Raw genomic sequence first — 16,262 nt, forward strand, 5'->3', positions numbered from 1 at the left:
TTCATAGGTCGTCAGCGCCCGGTTGCGGCGAACTCGGACTGCGCGTCGTCGAGCGCCGGCAGGGAAATCGTGAAAGCCGTGCCCTCGCCAGGCGCGCTGACCACTTCGACATCGCCGCCATGCCGCGTCACGACCGTCTTGACGAACGCCATGCCCAATCCCGCACCACCCACTTCCGGCCGCTCCGTCTCGTGAAAGCGCCGGAAGCGCTCGAACAGACCTGCCTGCTGCTCCTTCGGAATACCGTAGCCTTCGTCGCGAATCGTACACGACACGCGCTTCGCCGCGCCGGGCGCACCCGCCCGAACCTGCCCGCCTGCTGCATTGAGACTCGTCAGGCTATACGTGATTCGCGTGTCCGGCGGACTGTACTTGACCGCATTGTTCAGAATGTTCACGAGTGCGCGGGTCATCAGCGAGCGGTCGGCGCAGATCCAGTGACCGTCGTCCTCCGCGCCCGCCGCCTCGCCGTGCGTATCGGTTTGCAGCGTGATGCGTTTGGCGTGCGCCTGCGGCCAGACCTCGTCGCTGGCGTCGATCATCAGCTCGGTCATGCTCACCGGTTCGAGCGCGTAAGTCTGCGATTCGGCGCGCGCAAGCTGCACGAAATCGTCGGCGAGTGTCAGCGCACGCTGCGCATAGCGCTCGATGCGCTCCAGCAGGCCACGCGCCAGCACCGGCTCGCTGCGCGCCCGTTCGATCTCCACCAGCGCCAGAATCGAAGCCTGCGGCGAGCGCATATCGTGCGACAGCAGCCGCAACGCGTCTTCCCGCTGGCGCTCAGCTGCATGCAAGGCAGACACGTCGACCAGACCCGCGATCCACCCTGTGGTCTCACCTTGCTCGTTCGTGCAGTTCGCATAGCGCAGCAGATGGTCGCGCGCATGGGTATCGCGCACCTCGACGCCTTGCGCCATCAGCGCGGCGAACTCGCGGCGCGCGGGATCGAGCAGCGCCGGCCACTGGGCATGCGCCAGCAGATTGTTTTCGGCGTCCGAGGCCGTGCCGCTGTCGATGGTCTTGACCAGCGTCAGGCCGCCCAGCACCTCCCGCATCGGCCGGCCTTCCGGCAACGGCGCACCGAGGCGCGCGAAATGCGCCTTGGCCGCATGGTTCGCGATCAGCACGATACCCTGCACGTCGCTCACGAGAATCGGCTCAGGCATGCTGTCCAGGCTGTCCCACACAAAGCGCTTCATGTCCTGCACGCGCTGCGCGGCCTGCGCCATCAGCGCCATATGCTGTTCCAGCACGTCGCCGCCGAACTCGCGGCGGCGTTGCGGCGTTTCCGGCAGGAGGTGAGGCTCGTCCGCAAGGCGTTGCAGTTCGCCGCGCAGATACGCCATCGTCATTTCGAGGCGCCGCCAGTTCCAGATCGGATACACCACGAGCAGGCTGAAGATCGCCGGTACCGGCGACATCCAGAGCCGCGCGCCGTACAGCAAGACCGCGCTGCCGGCGGTGGCGACCATGCCCAACGCCACGGTCAGCAGCAACGAGCGGCGCGGCGACAACACCAGAAAGCCGGCGAGCAGCGCGGCGAGCGGTGCCAGCGACACCGCGAACAGCATCCACGGCTCGGCGGGCTCGATCTCACGGCCGGTCAGCAGCGTATCGAGCACGTTGGCGTGGATATAGACGCCGGGCAGCGGCCCTAACTCGCCGGACACCGGCGTCGCAAAGCGGTCGTACAGGCCGGAGGCGGTCACGCCGATCAATACGATGCGCCCGCGCAGCTTGTCCGCCGGCACGTCGCCGGCGAGCACGCTGGCAAAACTCAGCTTCGCGAAATTCTGCGCGTTCGGACCGAAGGGGATCAGGAAGCGGCCTTCGCCTTCATCATTGTCATCGTTGCTGGATGAGGCCGCCGCCTCGCCGGACGACTGCCTGCGCGGCCAGTCGTCGACGCGCAGCGTGCCACGCTCGACGTCCCGTGCGACCGGCACCATCAATTGCGGCCAGCGTGAATCGGCATCGCCCTCGAACCGGGCGACGCTGCGCACGATACCGTCGTTGTCGACTTCAAGATTGATATGCCCCATGCCGGCCGCCGCATGCGCAAGCGGCGCCACCGGTTCGACCACGGCGTGCCGGCCCGTGCTGTCCGGCGGTGTAAGCAGCATGGGCAGATAGGTGGGGCTCAGGGCGATCGCGCGGGCGAGCTGGTCGTCTTCCGGATTGGCTTCGGTGAAGAGCACGTCGTAGATCACCGCGGCGGGCTTCGCCTTCGCGATCTGTTCGAGCAGCCGCGCGTGGACGCTGCGCGGCCATGGCCAGCGGCCAAGCTGCGCGATGCTGGCGTTGTCGATTTCGACCACCACGATGTCGCGCAGCAACGGTTGCGCGCGCAGGCTAAGAAAGCGGTCGTAGACCAGGTTGTCGACGCTGGCGGTCAAACGGCCGAGCGAGCTGAGCAGAATCACCGCAATGCCGAGGCAACCGATACCGGCCCATTCCAGCAGGAAGCGGCGCCCGGCGCGCCGCCCGAGGCGGGCGCGCGGGTCGAGACTCAGGCGCGTGGGTGGGTTCGGCAAAGCGTGGCGTGGTTGAGGGCTAAGGGACCGGCGGGTTGCCGGCGCGGTCCCGTGAATCTACCAGCGTCAGCGTGCAAGCGTAAACGAGCGGACCGAACTGCTCTTCTCGTAGAAGCGGCCGTTCTCGAACTGCTCGGCGACGACCGTCCAGTAGTAGACACCGGCCGACAGATCGCTTACCACGATCTCGCCGCCGCTCAGATCGGTCCGGTCGACGAGCGGATGGTGCAGATCGGCGCTCGTAGCCAGCACGAAGCGAAAGCGCGTTTCGACCGTGGAACGGCTGACGAACCAGCGGAACTCGTAATCGCGGCTGCCGGCACGCGGTCCCGCCGACGCAGCCAGACCCAGTTGACGCCGCTCGAAACCATATACCTGAGGCAGGCCTTCGAGACCGTTCGCATCGATCGCGGCAATCCGGACGAAATACGTGCCGTCGGCCAGTTCGCCGAAGTCCGCATGCGGCGCACTCACGCGCAGATCGCGGATCAGATCGAGCTGATCGGCATCGCGCGCAATCTGCACGCGATAAGCCACGGCGGGGCTGGCGGGTACGAGGTCGAAAGCGACGGTTTTGCCGTCCTGTACTTTGGCCGGGTCGACGAGCGCCGGCGCGGCCAGCAATTGCACCGGCGCGCCAATCGCGCTGCCTGCCCGCGTGACACTGCCAAAGCGTGCCTTGACGAGTTGCGCGGACGCCTGCAGCGGCACGCCGGGTGGCGGCGCATAGGCCTCGCCGCCGGCTGCGGCCGGATCGACGCCGACCGCGCCGTCCAGCACTTCCACTGCGGTGGTTTGCTCGTCGCCATCGTAGGCGACCTTGAAACGCGTTCCGCGCACGCCGGCTACAACCGACGGCGAACGGATCTGGAAGCGGTCGTCCTTTTTGGTGGCATGCGTGACTTCGCTGGCGACTTCGCCGCGCCGCAGACCGAGTACGCGATCTCCCGAGCCGGTCAGTACTGTGCGCCGCAGCTTGTCGATGTCGAGCAGGCCGTCCGGCGACATGGTGACGTGCGAGCCGTCCGGCAACTCCAGCGTGACAAAACCGTTGTGGCCCGTACGGATGCGGTCCCCCTCGCCAAGCGTCGTGCCGGCTGCGAGCGGTGTGTAAGGATTATTGCCAGAAGCGCGCTCGGCCGGACCACTCGTCGCGATCACGCGGGCCGACTCGGGATCCTGTTTGAGCCGGTCGGCCGGCAGCCGCAGCGAGATTCCGGCCGGCATGCGGCGTGGTGCGGGCACATGATTCAAACGGCTCAACATGGCCCAATCGCCGGCGTCGCGTAGATAGCGGCCAGCGATTTCATACAGTGTGTCACCCTCGTGGGTCACGTAGGACACGTAAACCGGCGCCGTCGTTCGGGCGCGTTGCTTCGGCGCGCGGGACGATTGCGCATCCGCCGACAGCGGCGCAAAGCACGTCAGCGCGATCAGGCCGGCCGCGGCCAGCAGCGCGCCGGCACGGCGCCCCGGTAAGCCTGCGCAACCGGGCGCTACCGCCTCGAAAGAAACCGTCACGCGTCCCCCAATTCGGGGCGCTGCTGTTCGGCCACCGCCGGCGGCGTGCCGGATTCGATCCGCTCGAGCCGGTACCCATAGCCATAGATCGGTGTCAGACGGTAGCCGTGCTCCGGGCGCAAGCCAAGCTTGCTGCGCAGCATCGACACGTGCGTGTCCATGGTGCGCGACGGAATATCCGTGGCCTGCTTCCAGATCACGTCGAGAATATGTGCGCGCGACAAAGGCCGGCTCAGGTGCTGGAATAGCAGCAGCGCGAGTTCGAACTCCTTCTGCGTGACGGCGACGGTCGCGCCGCGCACCACCACGTGCTTCGCGCCCAGATCGAATTCGAATTCGCCGAAAACCTCTTTCGACGCCGGCGGCTTCAGGTGATAGGCCCGGCGCAGCAATGAGCCGACGCGCGCCAGCAGAACCGCCGCGGAGACCGGCTTGACGACGTAATCGTCCGCGCCCGTGTTGAGGATCGAGGTGATATCGGTTTCGCGGCCGCGGCTCGTCATGAACAGCACCGGCAAACGCTCGGAGAGGCTTTCGCGCACCCAGCGCAACACCTCTTCGCCCGACATGTCAGGCACGTTCCAGTCCAGCACCAGAAGGTCGAAGGTCTGTCGCCGCAATTGCCGCACCAGTTCGCGGCCCGCTCCGAAAGCGTGACAGACGTGGCCGGCCGCCGACAGCGTTTGGCAAACAAGATCGGCTTGCGCCGAATCGTCATCCAGAACTGCAATTCTCATAAAACCCCGCAACGCGACATGGTCCTTGGTAACTAACGGCCGGTGAACCGGCAGATGACCGGGATGACGGCGCTAGCACCGACGATCCAGCTTCCAGTCTTCATCTTCGGCTGCACATTTTTTCGATTAATGGTCCCTTGCCTCGCACCCCGTTCGTTCTGCTGTCTTACTGTCTCAAAATTAGCGCGTATTTTTGGCTTTAGCGCGCTAATTATTGAGGGGGTAGATCATGATAATCGAAAACGACCCTGCTCTTTCCCGGATGCAATCATGCGGCTATCCATCCGGCACGGTTCGGTCATTGCGAACCGTTCAATGGGATTTTCCCCAAAGGTCTCTCAGGTTCCGCCCGCTATTAAAATCGACCTCGGTGGATCGTCATTCGGGTCGGCTGGTCTCGCTCGCACGGTGATTGGCCCCGTCTGCTCTTCGTCGTAGGTGGCCCCGCCCCCAGCGATTTGACAATTTGCGAGTCAGTATAGGAACAGTCTCAAAATAAATCGTTTAAAGATTGTTAGATCGATTGATTGAAACCCGGCTTTTGCCTGATTGGCGAGGAATCCGGCACTTTGGAGTGGATGCGCCGGCTCTAAAACCTCACCGCCCGCCTTCAATCTCCGGCATCGGCGCGAATAGCGCATCGAGATCGTCGTCCGAGAACTTGGCGGCGCCGGCGGCGTCTTCAGAAAGAATGCTGTCGGCAAGTCCCGCCTTCTGTTCCTGCAATTCCACGATTTTTTCTTCGATGCTGCCCGCGGCGATCAGCTTGTAGACGAACACCGGCTTGTCCTGCCCCAGCCGATGCGCACGGTCGGTTGCCTGATTCTCGGCAGCGGGGTTCCACCACGGATCGTAGTGAATCACCGTGTCGGCAGCAGTCAGATTCAGGCCCACGCCACCCGCCTTCAGGCTGATCAGGAACAGCGGCACTTCGCCTTGCTGGAAACGCTCGACCGGTGTGACGCGGTCCGCCGTGTCGCCGGTCAGGATCACATAGGGAATCGCGGCCTCCTCCAGCGCTTCGGCAATCAGCGCCAACATGCCGGTGAACTGCGAGAACAGCAGCACGCGCCGGCCTTCCTCGATCAATTCGGGCAGCATCGACAGCAGCAAATCGAGCTTGGCCGAGCGCGTCACGCGCGTCGCCTTTTCGGTTTTTTCCGGCTTGCCGCGCTTCTCGTCCGGTTCGCCCTCTTTTCCCTCAAGCTGGACTTTCCGCACGAGACGCGGATCGCAGCAAACCTGGCGCAGCTTCAGCAACGCATCGAGCACGATGATGTGGCTGCGCGCGAGACCCTGCGCGCTGACTGCCGCCCGCACCCGCTCCTGCATCGCCGTACGCACGGTTTCGTAGAGGTCGCGCTGCGCGCCCTCCAGATCGACCGAACAGATGATGGTGGTCTTGGCCGGCAGCTCCTTGGCGACCTCGTCCTTACGACGGCGCAGCATGAACGGCCGGATGCGGCGCGCCAGCAGCGCGCGGCGCACGCCGTCGCCATTTTTCTCGATGGGATTGCGCCAGCGTTTAGTGAAATCTTTCTGACTGCCGAGAAAGCCCGGCAGCAGAAAATCGAACTGCGACCACAGTTCGCCGAGGTGATTCTCCAGCGGCGTTCCCGTCAAACACAACCGATGCCGGGCGCGCAAGCCGCGGATCGCCTGCGCGGCTTTGGTCGTTGCATTCTTCACATACTGCGCCTCGTCGAGAATCAGCAGGTGATAGTCATGCTCGGCGAGTACCTTCTGATCGCGCCACAGTAGCGCGTAGGTCGTGAGAATCAGTTCGTGCTCGCCGATCTGCTCGAAGCGCTCCTTGCGCTGCGGGCCGTTCAGCACCAGCACTTTCAAATCGGGTGCGAAGCGGCGCGCTTCCTCGCGCCAGTTGTGCACGAGCGTGGTGGGCACGACGATCAGCGCAGGCCGCTTGAGCCGCCCGGCTTCTTTCTCCGCGAGGATGTGCGCGAGCGTCTGCACGGTCTTGCCGAGACCCATGTCGTCGGCGAGCACGCCGGCCAGATCGTGTTCGCGCAGAAACTGCATCCAGTTCAGTCCCTGCTGCTGATACGCGCGCAGCTCCGCCTTCAGGCCACGCGGCACCGGCACCTCGTGCAAGCCCGGGCCGGCCTGCAGACGCTGCGCCAGTTGGCGAATCGAGTCGTCGCCCTGGAACTGCCAGCGGCCCGTGCTATTCAGTGCTTCGAGCCGGCCGGCGTCGACCGAGGGCACGCGCAGCGGCGCGCCTTCGGCCAGCGTGCCGCCGAGCGCGTCGAACAGGTCCACCAGCACGCGCACCACCGGCTTCAGGCGGTCGGCGCGCAGACGCAGACGCTTGTTTTCTTCCGTCTTCAGCTCGATCGGCTCGTCGTCGGCGATGGCTTCGAGCGCGCCGCCCAGCCAGCGCCGGTCGCGGCGGAACAGATCGGCGAGCAGTGGCTCGAGCCGCACATTCCGCTCGCCGATGCGGATGCCCATCTCCAGATCGAACCAGCCGTCGCCCGCCTGCTGCGCGGTGCCGTCGATCGCGTCGATCTCGATGATGTTGTAGCGGAACTCCGGCGCCATCGTCACCCGCCAGCCCTGGCTCACGAGCTCCGGCACGGCGTCGTTGACGAAGGCCGACCAGGAGTCGGCGTCGGGCAGGCCGAGCATCGTATCGGGCAAAAGCCGCGATGCGTAGACCCGGCTGGTCGGGACTTTCTGCAGCCCGGTCTTGCGCAGTTCGAGCAAGCGCTTCTTTTCGGCGTCATAGCGCCGGCGGATATGGATGACGTCGCCACCCGGCATCGGCACCAGCGTGACGCTGCTGTCGACATTGATACTCACGCCGTCGTAATCGAAGCTGACACCGGCCAGCTCAACAGCCTCGGACTTGCGCTGCCCCGCCTTGCCGCTTGACGGCAGCGCGTGACTATTGAGCGTGAGCACCGGCACGGGGTCGACATCGATCACGCGGATCGCGGACGCTTCGTGCGTGGGCGGCAGCGGCAGGTCGGGCGCGATCTCGCGCAGCACCGAGGCGACAAGCGGTGCTTCGGCGAGCGAGATCGGCGGCATCGCGAGGTAATCGGGCAACTGCTGGAACGGCAGCGACGACTCGACGATGCCCGCTTCATTGGCGACGCCGTCCACGTACCAGACCGGCTCGGTGGGGAGCACCATGCTGGCGCGCGGCTCGGTGCACAGCACGGGCCGCAGGCGTTCGTCCGCGAGTGGCTCCCATTCGATCCGGCCGGGCCGGTCGGCACCGCGCGACAGCGGCGTCGGCCCGTCCTGTCCCGGCGCCGGCTTGAGCTCGAAGAACAGGCGGCCCGTGAGGATCAGTTTTTGCAGCATCTCCGCGCCGCTCGTGCCGCGCAGAACGAACTGGCCGAAGTCCTCGCGCGAACGGCCGAGCCACAGGCCACGCAGGATCGACAGGTCTTCGTCGGAGACGAATCGGGGCTGCTTGAGCAGGGCCGCTTCCACGTTGCCCCAAGGCTCGTCGACTTCGACGATCGTGCCGTCGGGCGTGCAGCGTGCCCGGTACAACACGACCTCATGGCGCATGTGGAATTTGGACCAGTTCAGCAGATAAGCCAGGGTTTGGGTACGCGTGCCGCCCGACTTCTGGGCGACCGCATCGGCGGCCTCGGCGCGCGCGCGAAAACGCTCCAGCCAGCTGACCAGTTCGGGGCGCACGCCGGATGGCGACTGCGCTGCGGGCCCAGACCACGACTGCGGCGAGCGCGGGTAGCTGGTGGACGGGTGTGCATCGATGTCGACGCCAGCGTCGATCTCGACATTGGTGATGTGGTCCATCTCGTCGTGATACTCGAGCTCGGCGAGCAGCAGCGCGGCGACATGCTTGCAGTTGCGCCCGACCGGACAACTGCAGTCGCTCTGCGCCCATGGTTTGCTGCCATCGGTGCGAAACCGCACCCGCGTGTGATAGGGCAACACACGGGTGCCTTGCACGTAGCCGCTGAGCGTGGCGCCGTTCCATTTCACGTTCGTGACGGCGCCGACCGAACGCGCCTTCGCGACAGTCTGGTCACCCAGCCATTCCGTAATCCTTTCCCGATCAAAGAAAACTGACGACATCAGGACCCATCCCTATTCAAGCCGGCGGGGGCAACCATGCGCGGACGCGGCAGACGGTGTACGGCGCCTGCCGGCGCGATCGCGGCCCGGCACGATTGCCCGTGATAACCGGCCATTTTACGCGTTGACGGCAATGGGCTGTGGAGACGGCTTTGAACGCGGCGCGAAGGGCCGATGGCCTGGCTTCGCCTAGCACGAGGGATCGATTGACGCCCCGATACGGACCTCCAGGCCCGCCGCCGCGAACACCTGAGCGAGTGCGGGCGCCGGTGCCTCGTCGGTCACCAGCAGATCGACCGTGTCTGCGCCGAATGCGTGCACTAGCGCGCTATGGCCGAATTTCGCGTGATCCGCCGCGACCACGCGCTGCTCGGCCTGCGCAAAGGCCGCGAGCGAAAACGCGACGTCGCCTGGCAGCGCGTCCATGAAACGGCCCTGCATGTCGATCGCCGTGACCGAGACGATCGCGTAGCGCACGTGGAACTGGCGCAGGAACGCCAGCACGCTGTCGCCGAAGGAGGCGGAGTCGTCGGGACGCAGTTCGCCTCCCGCGATGAACACACGGTTGCCGTTGCGCGGCGCCAGCACGCGAGCCACTTCGATTGAATTGGTCACCACCGTGAGGCGAGAACGCGCAGTGAGCGCCTGAGCGATATGCAGACAGGTGGTGCCGCCCTCAAGGATCAGCGAGTCACCGTCCCGCACCAGTTCAGCAATGCGCGCGCCAATCGCGTGCTTGCCTTCGCGGCTTGCCACCATGCGCCGCTGGAACGGCGGCTCGTCGAGACGCTCGGGCACCATGATGCCGCCATGAACCTTGATGAGCAGGCCGTCGGCGATCAGCGGCTTGATATTGCGGCGGATGGTTTCATCGGAAACCTCGAAACGGCCGGCGAGATCGGTAATCGTGCAGGTGCGCTGCTCGCGGACGAGTCGCAGTATTTCGGCTTGGCGTTGGGTGGAGAACATAGGGTACGGATCGGGATGGCAGCGCCCAGTCTAGCAAACACCCTCATTATTCGCCAAGAAAACCCAACGCATTTCCATACAAACCCACAATCCGGATGGCAACGCTCAACTCGCCCTGACTTCTTCCAGCAACTCCGGATGCCGGTCCAGCACTTTCAACAGTTTGATCAGAGCGAGCGGCGGCCGGGTCTTGCCATTTTCGTAACGCGAAAAGGCGTTCACCCCCCCGCCAAAAATCTCCGCTGCCTCACGCTGGTCCAGATCGAGCTTCTTGCGCACAGCGGCAATGAATGCAGGATCCACTTGCGAGGCATTCACTTCTTTGTTGAAAGCCAGCATCATTTGCCCGGTGCGCGTGGCTTCGTCCATGTCGAGCACCGCCTCGTCGCACGCCGGACAATAGTCGCCCGTGACTGCTTCGAATACAGCCGTCTCGCCCTTGTAGACATAGCGCATATTGCGCGTATCGCGCACCAGTTCGGCCGCGCCGCAGGTCGGGCATTTCATGCTCACCACTCCTTGAATGACACGACAAGAACGTCGTCGATCACCGTCAATTTCAAATAGACCATGCCTGCTTCCGTGACGGCACAGTAGACGTCCTGCCAGACCCGATGGTCCGCGTACGTGGTCATGCTTTTTCGAAAATTCCCGCGCTCAAGCGACAGCAATGTCTCGATGATTGCCGCAGGCCCGAGGCCAAGTGCTGCAGCTCCAATCACGGCCGATTTCGTGATTCTGATGTTCCCCGCACGCGCGAGGCTTTGAACCTCGGCCAACTTGCAATGAGGCGTACTTTTTTCCAATCTCGCCTCCAATCGATATTAACCTACTTGGTTATTAAAGGGTAGTTTTGCTGTCTATTACCGACGCATCACCCGCATCCTTTGATCCCTTGTAAGCCAAATTGATCGTTGCTTTTTGCCAAGATTTGTTGCAATCTACGCGCGTTAATTCAACCAATTTCCACATATGTCCACACCCATCCCCACCCACGCTCGCGTCGTCATTGTCGGGGGCGGCATTATTGGCTGTTCGGTCGCCTATCACCTCACCAAGCTGGGTTGGACCGATGTGGTGCTGCTGGAACAGGGTCAACTGTCGTGCGGTACGACCTGGCACGCGGCCGGCCTCGTCGGCCAACTGCGCGCGCAGGAAAGCATGACCAAACTGATCCGCTACTCGACTGCGCTCTACGCCGAACTCGAAACCGACACCGGTCTCGCCACCGGCTGGAAGCAATGCGGTTCGCTCTCGGTGGCCCGCACGGCCGAGCGGATGACGCAACTCAAGCGCACTGCCGCCGTCGCGCGCGCCTACGGCGTGGCGTGCGACGTGATCAGCCCACAGGAAGCCGGCGCTCTATGGCCGGTGATGCGCACCGACGACCTGCTCGGCGCCGTCTGGCTGCCAGGCGACGGTAAAGCGAACCCCACCGATTTGACCCAGGCCCTCGCCCGCGGTGCGCGCACACGCGGCGCACGCATCGTCGAGAACACCCGCGTCACGGCGATCCATACGCGCACCGCGCTCGAAGACAAGGCCAATGGCACAACCGGTGCACGCGAAGTCAGCGGCCTCGCGTGGCGTAACAAGGATGGTGAAGAAGGCACGCTCAGCGCGGATATCGTCGTGAATTGCGCGGGCCAGTGGGCCAAGGCGGTTGGCCGCCTGTGCGGCGTGACCGTGCCGCTACATTCGGCCGAGCACTACTACATCGTCACCGAGCGCATTGCCGGCGTGCATCCGGACCTGCCGGTGATGCGTGACCCGGACGGCTTCATCTACTTCAAGGAAGAAGTGGGCGGCCTCGTGATGGGCGGTTTCGAGCCGAATGCGAAGCCGTGGGGCATGAACGGCATCCCGGAGAATTTCGAATTCCAGTTGCTGCCCGATGATTGGGATCAGTTCGAAATCCTGATGGAAAATGCGCTGCAACGCGTGCCCGCGCTCCAGACAGCGCAGGTTAAACAGTTCTACAACGGCCCGGAGTCGTTCACGCCGGACAACAACTTCATGCTTGGCGAAGCACCCGAATTGCGGCGCTTTTTTGTCGGCGCGGGTTTCAATTCGATGGGAATTGCGTCGGCGGGCGGCGCGGGCATGGCGCTCGCCGAATGGATCGTCGCAGGCGAACCTACGATGGACCTGTGGCCGGTCGACATCCGCCGCTTTGCGCGTTTTAACGGCAACGACACGTGGCTGCACGATCGCGTGAAGGAAACGCTTGGCCTGCACTACGCAATGCCGTGGCCAAATCGTGAACTCGACAGCGCGCGGCCATTTCGCCGCTCGCCCCTGTATTCGCTGCTGCGTGACAATGGCGCCTGTTTCGGCAGCAAGATGGGCTGGGAACGTGCCAACTTCTTCGCGCCGACACCCGCGGAAGCTCAGATCGATTACGCGTTCGGCCAGCAGAACTGGCTGCCGTGGAGCGGCGCCGAACATCGCGCGTGCCGTGAAGGCGTCGTGCTGTTCGACATGACGTCGTTCTCCAAATTTCTGGTCAAGGGACGCGACGCGGAAAGCGTGCTGCAAGGCATCCTCACCAACGACGTTGCCGTACCGCCCGGCACCACCGTCTATACCGGCATGCTCAACGAGCGTGGCACGTACGAGTCCGACTTCACGCTGAGCCGCCTTGCCGACGACCAGTATCTGATCGTCTCCGGCTCGGCGCAGACTACGCGCGATTTCGACTACATCGAGAAGTCGATCCCCCACGACAAACACTGCACGCTGGTCGACGTCACCGGCCAGTACGCGGTGCTGGCCGTGATGGGCCCGCGCTCGCGCGAACTGCTGCAAAGCGTATCGAAGGCGGACTGGAGCAACGAGGCGTTTGCGTTCGGCCAGAGCCGCGAGATCGATCTCGGCTACGCGACGGTGCGCGCCACGCGTCTCACCTACGTCGGCGAACTGGGCTGGGAGTTGTACGTGCCCGTGGAATTCGCGGTGGGCGTCTACGAAACACTGCACGCCGCGGGCAACGCGTTCGGTCTCGTCAACGCAGGCTATTACGCCATCGATTCGCTGCGTATCGAGAAAGGCTATCGCGCGTGGAGCCGCGAGTTGACGCCGGACACCAATCCGTTCGAAGCCGGTCTTTCGTTTGCCTGCAAGCTGAACAAGGACATTCCGTTCCGTGGCCGCGATGCTTTGCTGAAATTACGCGCCGAACCGCTGCGCCGCCGTATGGTGGTGCTCACCGCCGATGGCGCCGCCGATCGCATGCTGTGGGGCGGCGAAGCGATTCTGCGTGACGGCAAGCCCGTCGGCTTCGTCAGTTCGGCGGCGTTCGGGCACACGCTCGGCTGTCCTGTTGCGATGGGCTACATCAACAATCCGGACGGCGTCGCCGATGCGGCGTATCTGAACGGCGGTCAATACATGATCGACGTCGCCGGCGATCTGCTGCCGGCCACCGTGCATCTGAAGGCGCCTTATGATCCGCGCTCGGAACGGGTGAAGGGCTAACGCCCGCCGCGCGCCATACTCGAGAACACCCCGTCGCGGCGGATCAACCCATGCAACAGCGCTGCCGCGAGATGCAGCAGCACGGTGGCAAACAGCGCGAATGCGAGCCACGTGTGCAACGCGCGCAGTACCGCGAACAGTTCGACGTTGTGCGGCGCGATCGGCGGCAAATGCAGCGGGCCATATAGCGTGACCGGATAGCCCGCTGCGGACAACATCGCCCAGCCGATCAATGGCATCGCCGCCATCAGCGCATAGAGGACGAGATGCGACAGCCTGGCGGCGATGCGCTGCGGCGCCGGCATATCCTGCGGCAGCGGTGGCGTGCCGCGCCTCATACGCACGCTCGCGCGCAGCACCACCAGCAGCAGCAACGCAATGCCAAGCGGCTTGTGAATTGCGATCAACGTGTTATGCGCATGCGACACCGTCGCGACCATCCCCACCCCGATAAACAGCATCGCGACAATCAGCGGCGCCATCGTCCAGTGCAGAACGCGCGCGAGCGGACTGAAATGTGCGTGCGTCTGCTTCATGACTGGCCTCCGTTTTTCTGTGTTTGATGGATCGCGGGATGCAGCGTTTCTTCGAGCGTGCGTCGCTTATAGGACAACGCGTAAGCCGCCGAGCGTGCCGCGAGCAGCGGATCGTTCGAGGGACGAATACCCGTCGGCAAGATGGTTGGATCGAAATTGACGTCGCGGCACGTACCGTTTTCCTGCGACGTCGAACGATCGATCACCAGCGTGCCGGCATCGATATGCTGACGATCGTCGGGCCATTGCATCGTCGCGTCGTCGATGGGGTCGCCCGGCTGCGCGACTGTCAGGATCAGATGCCAGCGCAGCGGTCCGTTTTGCAGGCGTTGATCGAGGTCGGCCGCGAGAAAATTCTTCCCAGCCTTTTGTGCATCGGTAATCGGCTCATACGGTGTTTCGGGCACCATGGCCCAACGCACGGCACGCTTGTCGCCGGCACTGTCGGCAAACCAGAATGCGTTGATGCTGTAGTACGCGGCGTTCGCCAGACTCGATGACGGCGGATGCGCTTTCACCCACGCCTGAAAGGGCCTGGTTTCCGGATTCGCGTCGTAAAACGCTTTCAGGGTGGCTGGATTCGGTTTGCCGGTCGCGGCATCAGGTTTCGCCGCGACCAGTTGCTGATAAAACTGCTCGGGCGTATGAACCGCGAATACGGGTGTGGAATTCATTCCCGTACGCCATTGCTCACCGTTCTGCAATTCAAACAGCAAGGCCATACTGCGCACCGGAGAGCTGGTGTCGGGCGCCGACGGGTTACCGCCCGGCACCGCAAAGCGGCCCGTGACCGGCGTGCGGCCGGCGGCGAACACGGCGGCGCGCGATAGCGCCGTGCCGTTGCCGTTACTGTCGAAATAGCCTGCCACGCACAGGCCTTTTGCATGGTTGCGGCGGTAGCCCGGATGGGGCTGCCCGGCCACCGCCTCGAAGGTATTGATGAAACGCGGCGCTGTGAGCCGTGCGGGCGTCAGCCAGCCCGCGGTATAAGCGAAGCCACCGGCAAGGACAGCGACGACCGTGCCGATCGCGGCGAGCCGGCATGGCACGCATAAGGGTTCAGAATTGGGAACGGATGGTTTTGTCACAACGACTCCTTGACGCCCGGAAAGATGCACTCATCGGTGAACACCGAATTCAGCGATCTATTCCATTCGATATCCGGCGCGTCCGTTCGCGCCGGATATCGATCCCTTCAATTGACGTTACCCGTCGCCGCGCTGCCGCCCGCGACGTGGCTCGCGGCGGCCGCCTTTGCGGCAAGTGCCTGCTTGTTGTGCTCGACCTGCTGGGCGAAGACGGGACTCACATCCGGGTACGATGCATCGGTGACGTAGTCAAGGCCGTTCTGTTGGGCTTCGATCAATTCCTGGTACACCTGAGCACGTGTCTTGCCTTCGGCAAAAACGCTCGATGAAGCGGCAAGAATCACAACGGACAATGCGGCAAAAGCGATCTTCTTCATGATGAACTCCAGAGAGTTTTGTGCGGGTTCGCATGAGGGAAAACCACGGGCCGGCGGTTTTTATTCCTGCTTTGACGCTTCGAAAAAAACAAACTTCAAACGTGGAATAAACCCGCCTCAGCGCGTGTTTGCCGTTTGCTAGCTGAAATCCGACGCACGCCGACACCATGACCTCAACCGACGCCCCCTCCGACTCGCCGCTTTCCGAAGCCGACATTCAGGCCTACGCCGATGGCACGCTAACGCCGGAACGCACGGCGTTTCTGCGGGACTATCTGGGCAAGGATCCGGCGGAGGCACGCCGGGTGGCGTTCTACGGCAGATTGAACGCACAGATGCAGCAAGCCTTCCAGACAACCGGCGAACCCGTTTCGAACCGCGCAGAAGGAGCGCGCGGCGCGCCCGGCCGGCTAAAGGCCGCGCAGCGTCCGGGCAAGGTATTCAATACGCTCGCGGCGCTCGTTCTGGCGCTGACGGCCACGAGCGGCTGGCTTGCCGCCACCCAGGTGTCCGGCCAGGCGCTCAACAATGCCGCCGTGATGGCGTTGGCGGAAATCGCCGCCGCGCCGTATTCCGCCGCGTCGCCGACGCGAACCGACGGGTCCGCACCCAGACTCGCCGCGATAGGCCTGCGGCTCGTGGATCAAAGGGCCCTATCGCTCGGCCCGTTCCAACGCGCCAATGAATTCGTCTATCTGAACGAAGACAACCAGCCCGTCGTGGTGATGTCCACCCTGGCACTGTTTGCACAGGCGCAGCCGCAGTGGATCGCCCGTCGTATCGGCGAGATCCGGTTGCTGACGTGGACGGCGCAGCGCCAGCACTTTGTCGTCGCGGGCGACGCTCGTACTCGTCGCCTGATGCGTGCCGCCGACGTGATGACCATGCGCTAAACCACGCGCTAAGCCGTGCGCTGACTTTTCTCGCCACGCTGCAAAAAACA

At 63.9% G+C, this 16,262-nt stretch carries 12 protein-coding genes; 2 read left to right on the plus strand and 10 right to left on the minus strand.

Annotated features, from left to right (window positions below):
* Nucleotides 1-11: 11 nt before the first annotated feature.
* The 7 genes from GH665_RS30540 to GH665_RS30570 all read right to left on the minus strand — a co-directional run bounded on the left by GH665_RS30540 (nt 12) and on the right by GH665_RS30570 (nt 10,647).
* Entirely contained in the window at nt 12-2,534 is a 2,523-nt protein-coding gene (locus GH665_RS30540) for a CHASE2 domain-containing protein (RefSeq protein ID WP_153140898.1), read from the minus strand.
* A gap of 66 nt (nt 2,535-2,600) precedes the next feature.
* Nucleotides 2,601-4,055, minus strand: coding sequence for a FecR domain-containing protein (locus tag GH665_RS30545; protein ID WP_153140899.1), 1,455 nt, complete (start codon nt 4,053-4,055; stop codon nt 2,601-2,603).
* The gene (locus GH665_RS30550) at nt 4,052-4,792 is read right to left on the minus strand and encodes a response regulator transcription factor (RefSeq protein ID WP_153140900.1); all 741 of its coding nucleotides are present in this window, start codon (nt 4,790-4,792) and stop codon (nt 4,052-4,054) included. The genes GH665_RS30545 and GH665_RS30550 overlap by 4 nt, the downstream gene beginning before the upstream one ends.
* A gap of 597 nt (nt 4,793-5,389) precedes the next feature.
* On the minus strand, nt 5,390-8,872 hold the full coding sequence (locus GH665_RS30555; RefSeq protein WP_153140901.1) for a DEAD/DEAH box helicase: 3,483 nt from the start codon (nt 8,870-8,872) through the stop codon (nt 5,390-5,392).
* Nucleotides 8,873-9,061: 189 nt separating this feature from the next.
* Nucleotides 9,062-9,841 carry a DeoR/GlpR family DNA-binding transcription regulator gene (locus tag GH665_RS30560; protein WP_153140902.1) on the minus strand — a complete coding sequence of 260 codons (780 nt, stop codon included), beginning with the start codon at nt 9,839-9,841 and terminating at the stop codon, nt 9,062-9,064.
* 105 nt (nt 9,842-9,946) lie between these two features.
* Complete coding sequence (locus GH665_RS30565; RefSeq protein WP_153140903.1) at nt 9,947-10,348, minus strand: type II toxin-antitoxin system MqsA family antitoxin; 402 nt, start codon at nt 10,346-10,348, stop codon at nt 9,947-9,949.
* Between the two features lie 2 nt (nt 10,349-10,350).
* Nucleotides 10,351-10,647: a type II toxin-antitoxin system MqsR family toxin gene (locus tag GH665_RS30570; protein ID WP_030100731.1), complete on the minus strand. Its 297-nt coding sequence runs from the start codon at nt 10,645-10,647 to the stop codon at nt 10,351-10,353.
* Nucleotides 10,648-10,813: 166 nt separating this feature from the next.
* Here GH665_RS30570 and GH665_RS30575 point away from each other — a divergent pair, with 166 nt between their 5' ends.
* The gene (locus tag GH665_RS30575; protein WP_153140904.1) at nt 10,814-13,318 is read left to right on the plus strand and encodes a GcvT family protein; all 2,505 of its coding nucleotides are present in this window, start codon (nt 10,814-10,816) and stop codon (nt 13,316-13,318) included.
* Here GH665_RS30575 and GH665_RS30580 read toward each other — a convergent pair.
* From GH665_RS30580 to GH665_RS30590, 3 genes are all read right to left on the minus strand, one after another.
* Entirely contained in the window at nt 13,315-13,854 is a 540-nt protein-coding gene (locus GH665_RS30580) for a cytochrome b (protein WP_153140905.1), read from the minus strand. The two genes, GH665_RS30575 and GH665_RS30580, sit on opposite strands and share 4 nt — an antisense overlap.
* Complete coding sequence (locus tag GH665_RS30585; protein ID WP_153140906.1) at nt 13,851-14,942, minus strand: catalase family peroxidase; 1,092 nt, start codon at nt 14,940-14,942, stop codon at nt 13,851-13,853. The genes GH665_RS30580 and GH665_RS30585 overlap by 4 nt, the downstream gene beginning before the upstream one ends.
* Before the next feature lie 107 nt (nt 14,943-15,049).
* The gene (locus GH665_RS30590; RefSeq protein WP_153140907.1) at nt 15,050-15,319 is read right to left on the minus strand and encodes a DUF4148 domain-containing protein; all 270 of its coding nucleotides are present in this window, start codon (nt 15,317-15,319) and stop codon (nt 15,050-15,052) included.
* A gap of 167 nt (nt 15,320-15,486) precedes the next feature.
* On the opposite strand from GH665_RS30590, the gene GH665_RS30595 reads away from it, so the two are divergent.
* A complete protein-coding gene (locus GH665_RS30595) occupies nt 15,487-16,212 on the plus strand; it encodes an anti-sigma factor family protein (RefSeq protein ID WP_153140908.1) in 726 nt (241 codons plus the stop codon).
* Nucleotides 16,213-16,262 lie beyond the last annotated feature (50 nt).

This window comes from Paraburkholderia agricolaris (genome assembly GCF_009455635.1).
In the GTDB taxonomy this organism is placed as follows: Bacteria; Pseudomonadota; Gammaproteobacteria; order Burkholderiales; family Burkholderiaceae; genus Paraburkholderia; species Paraburkholderia agricolaris.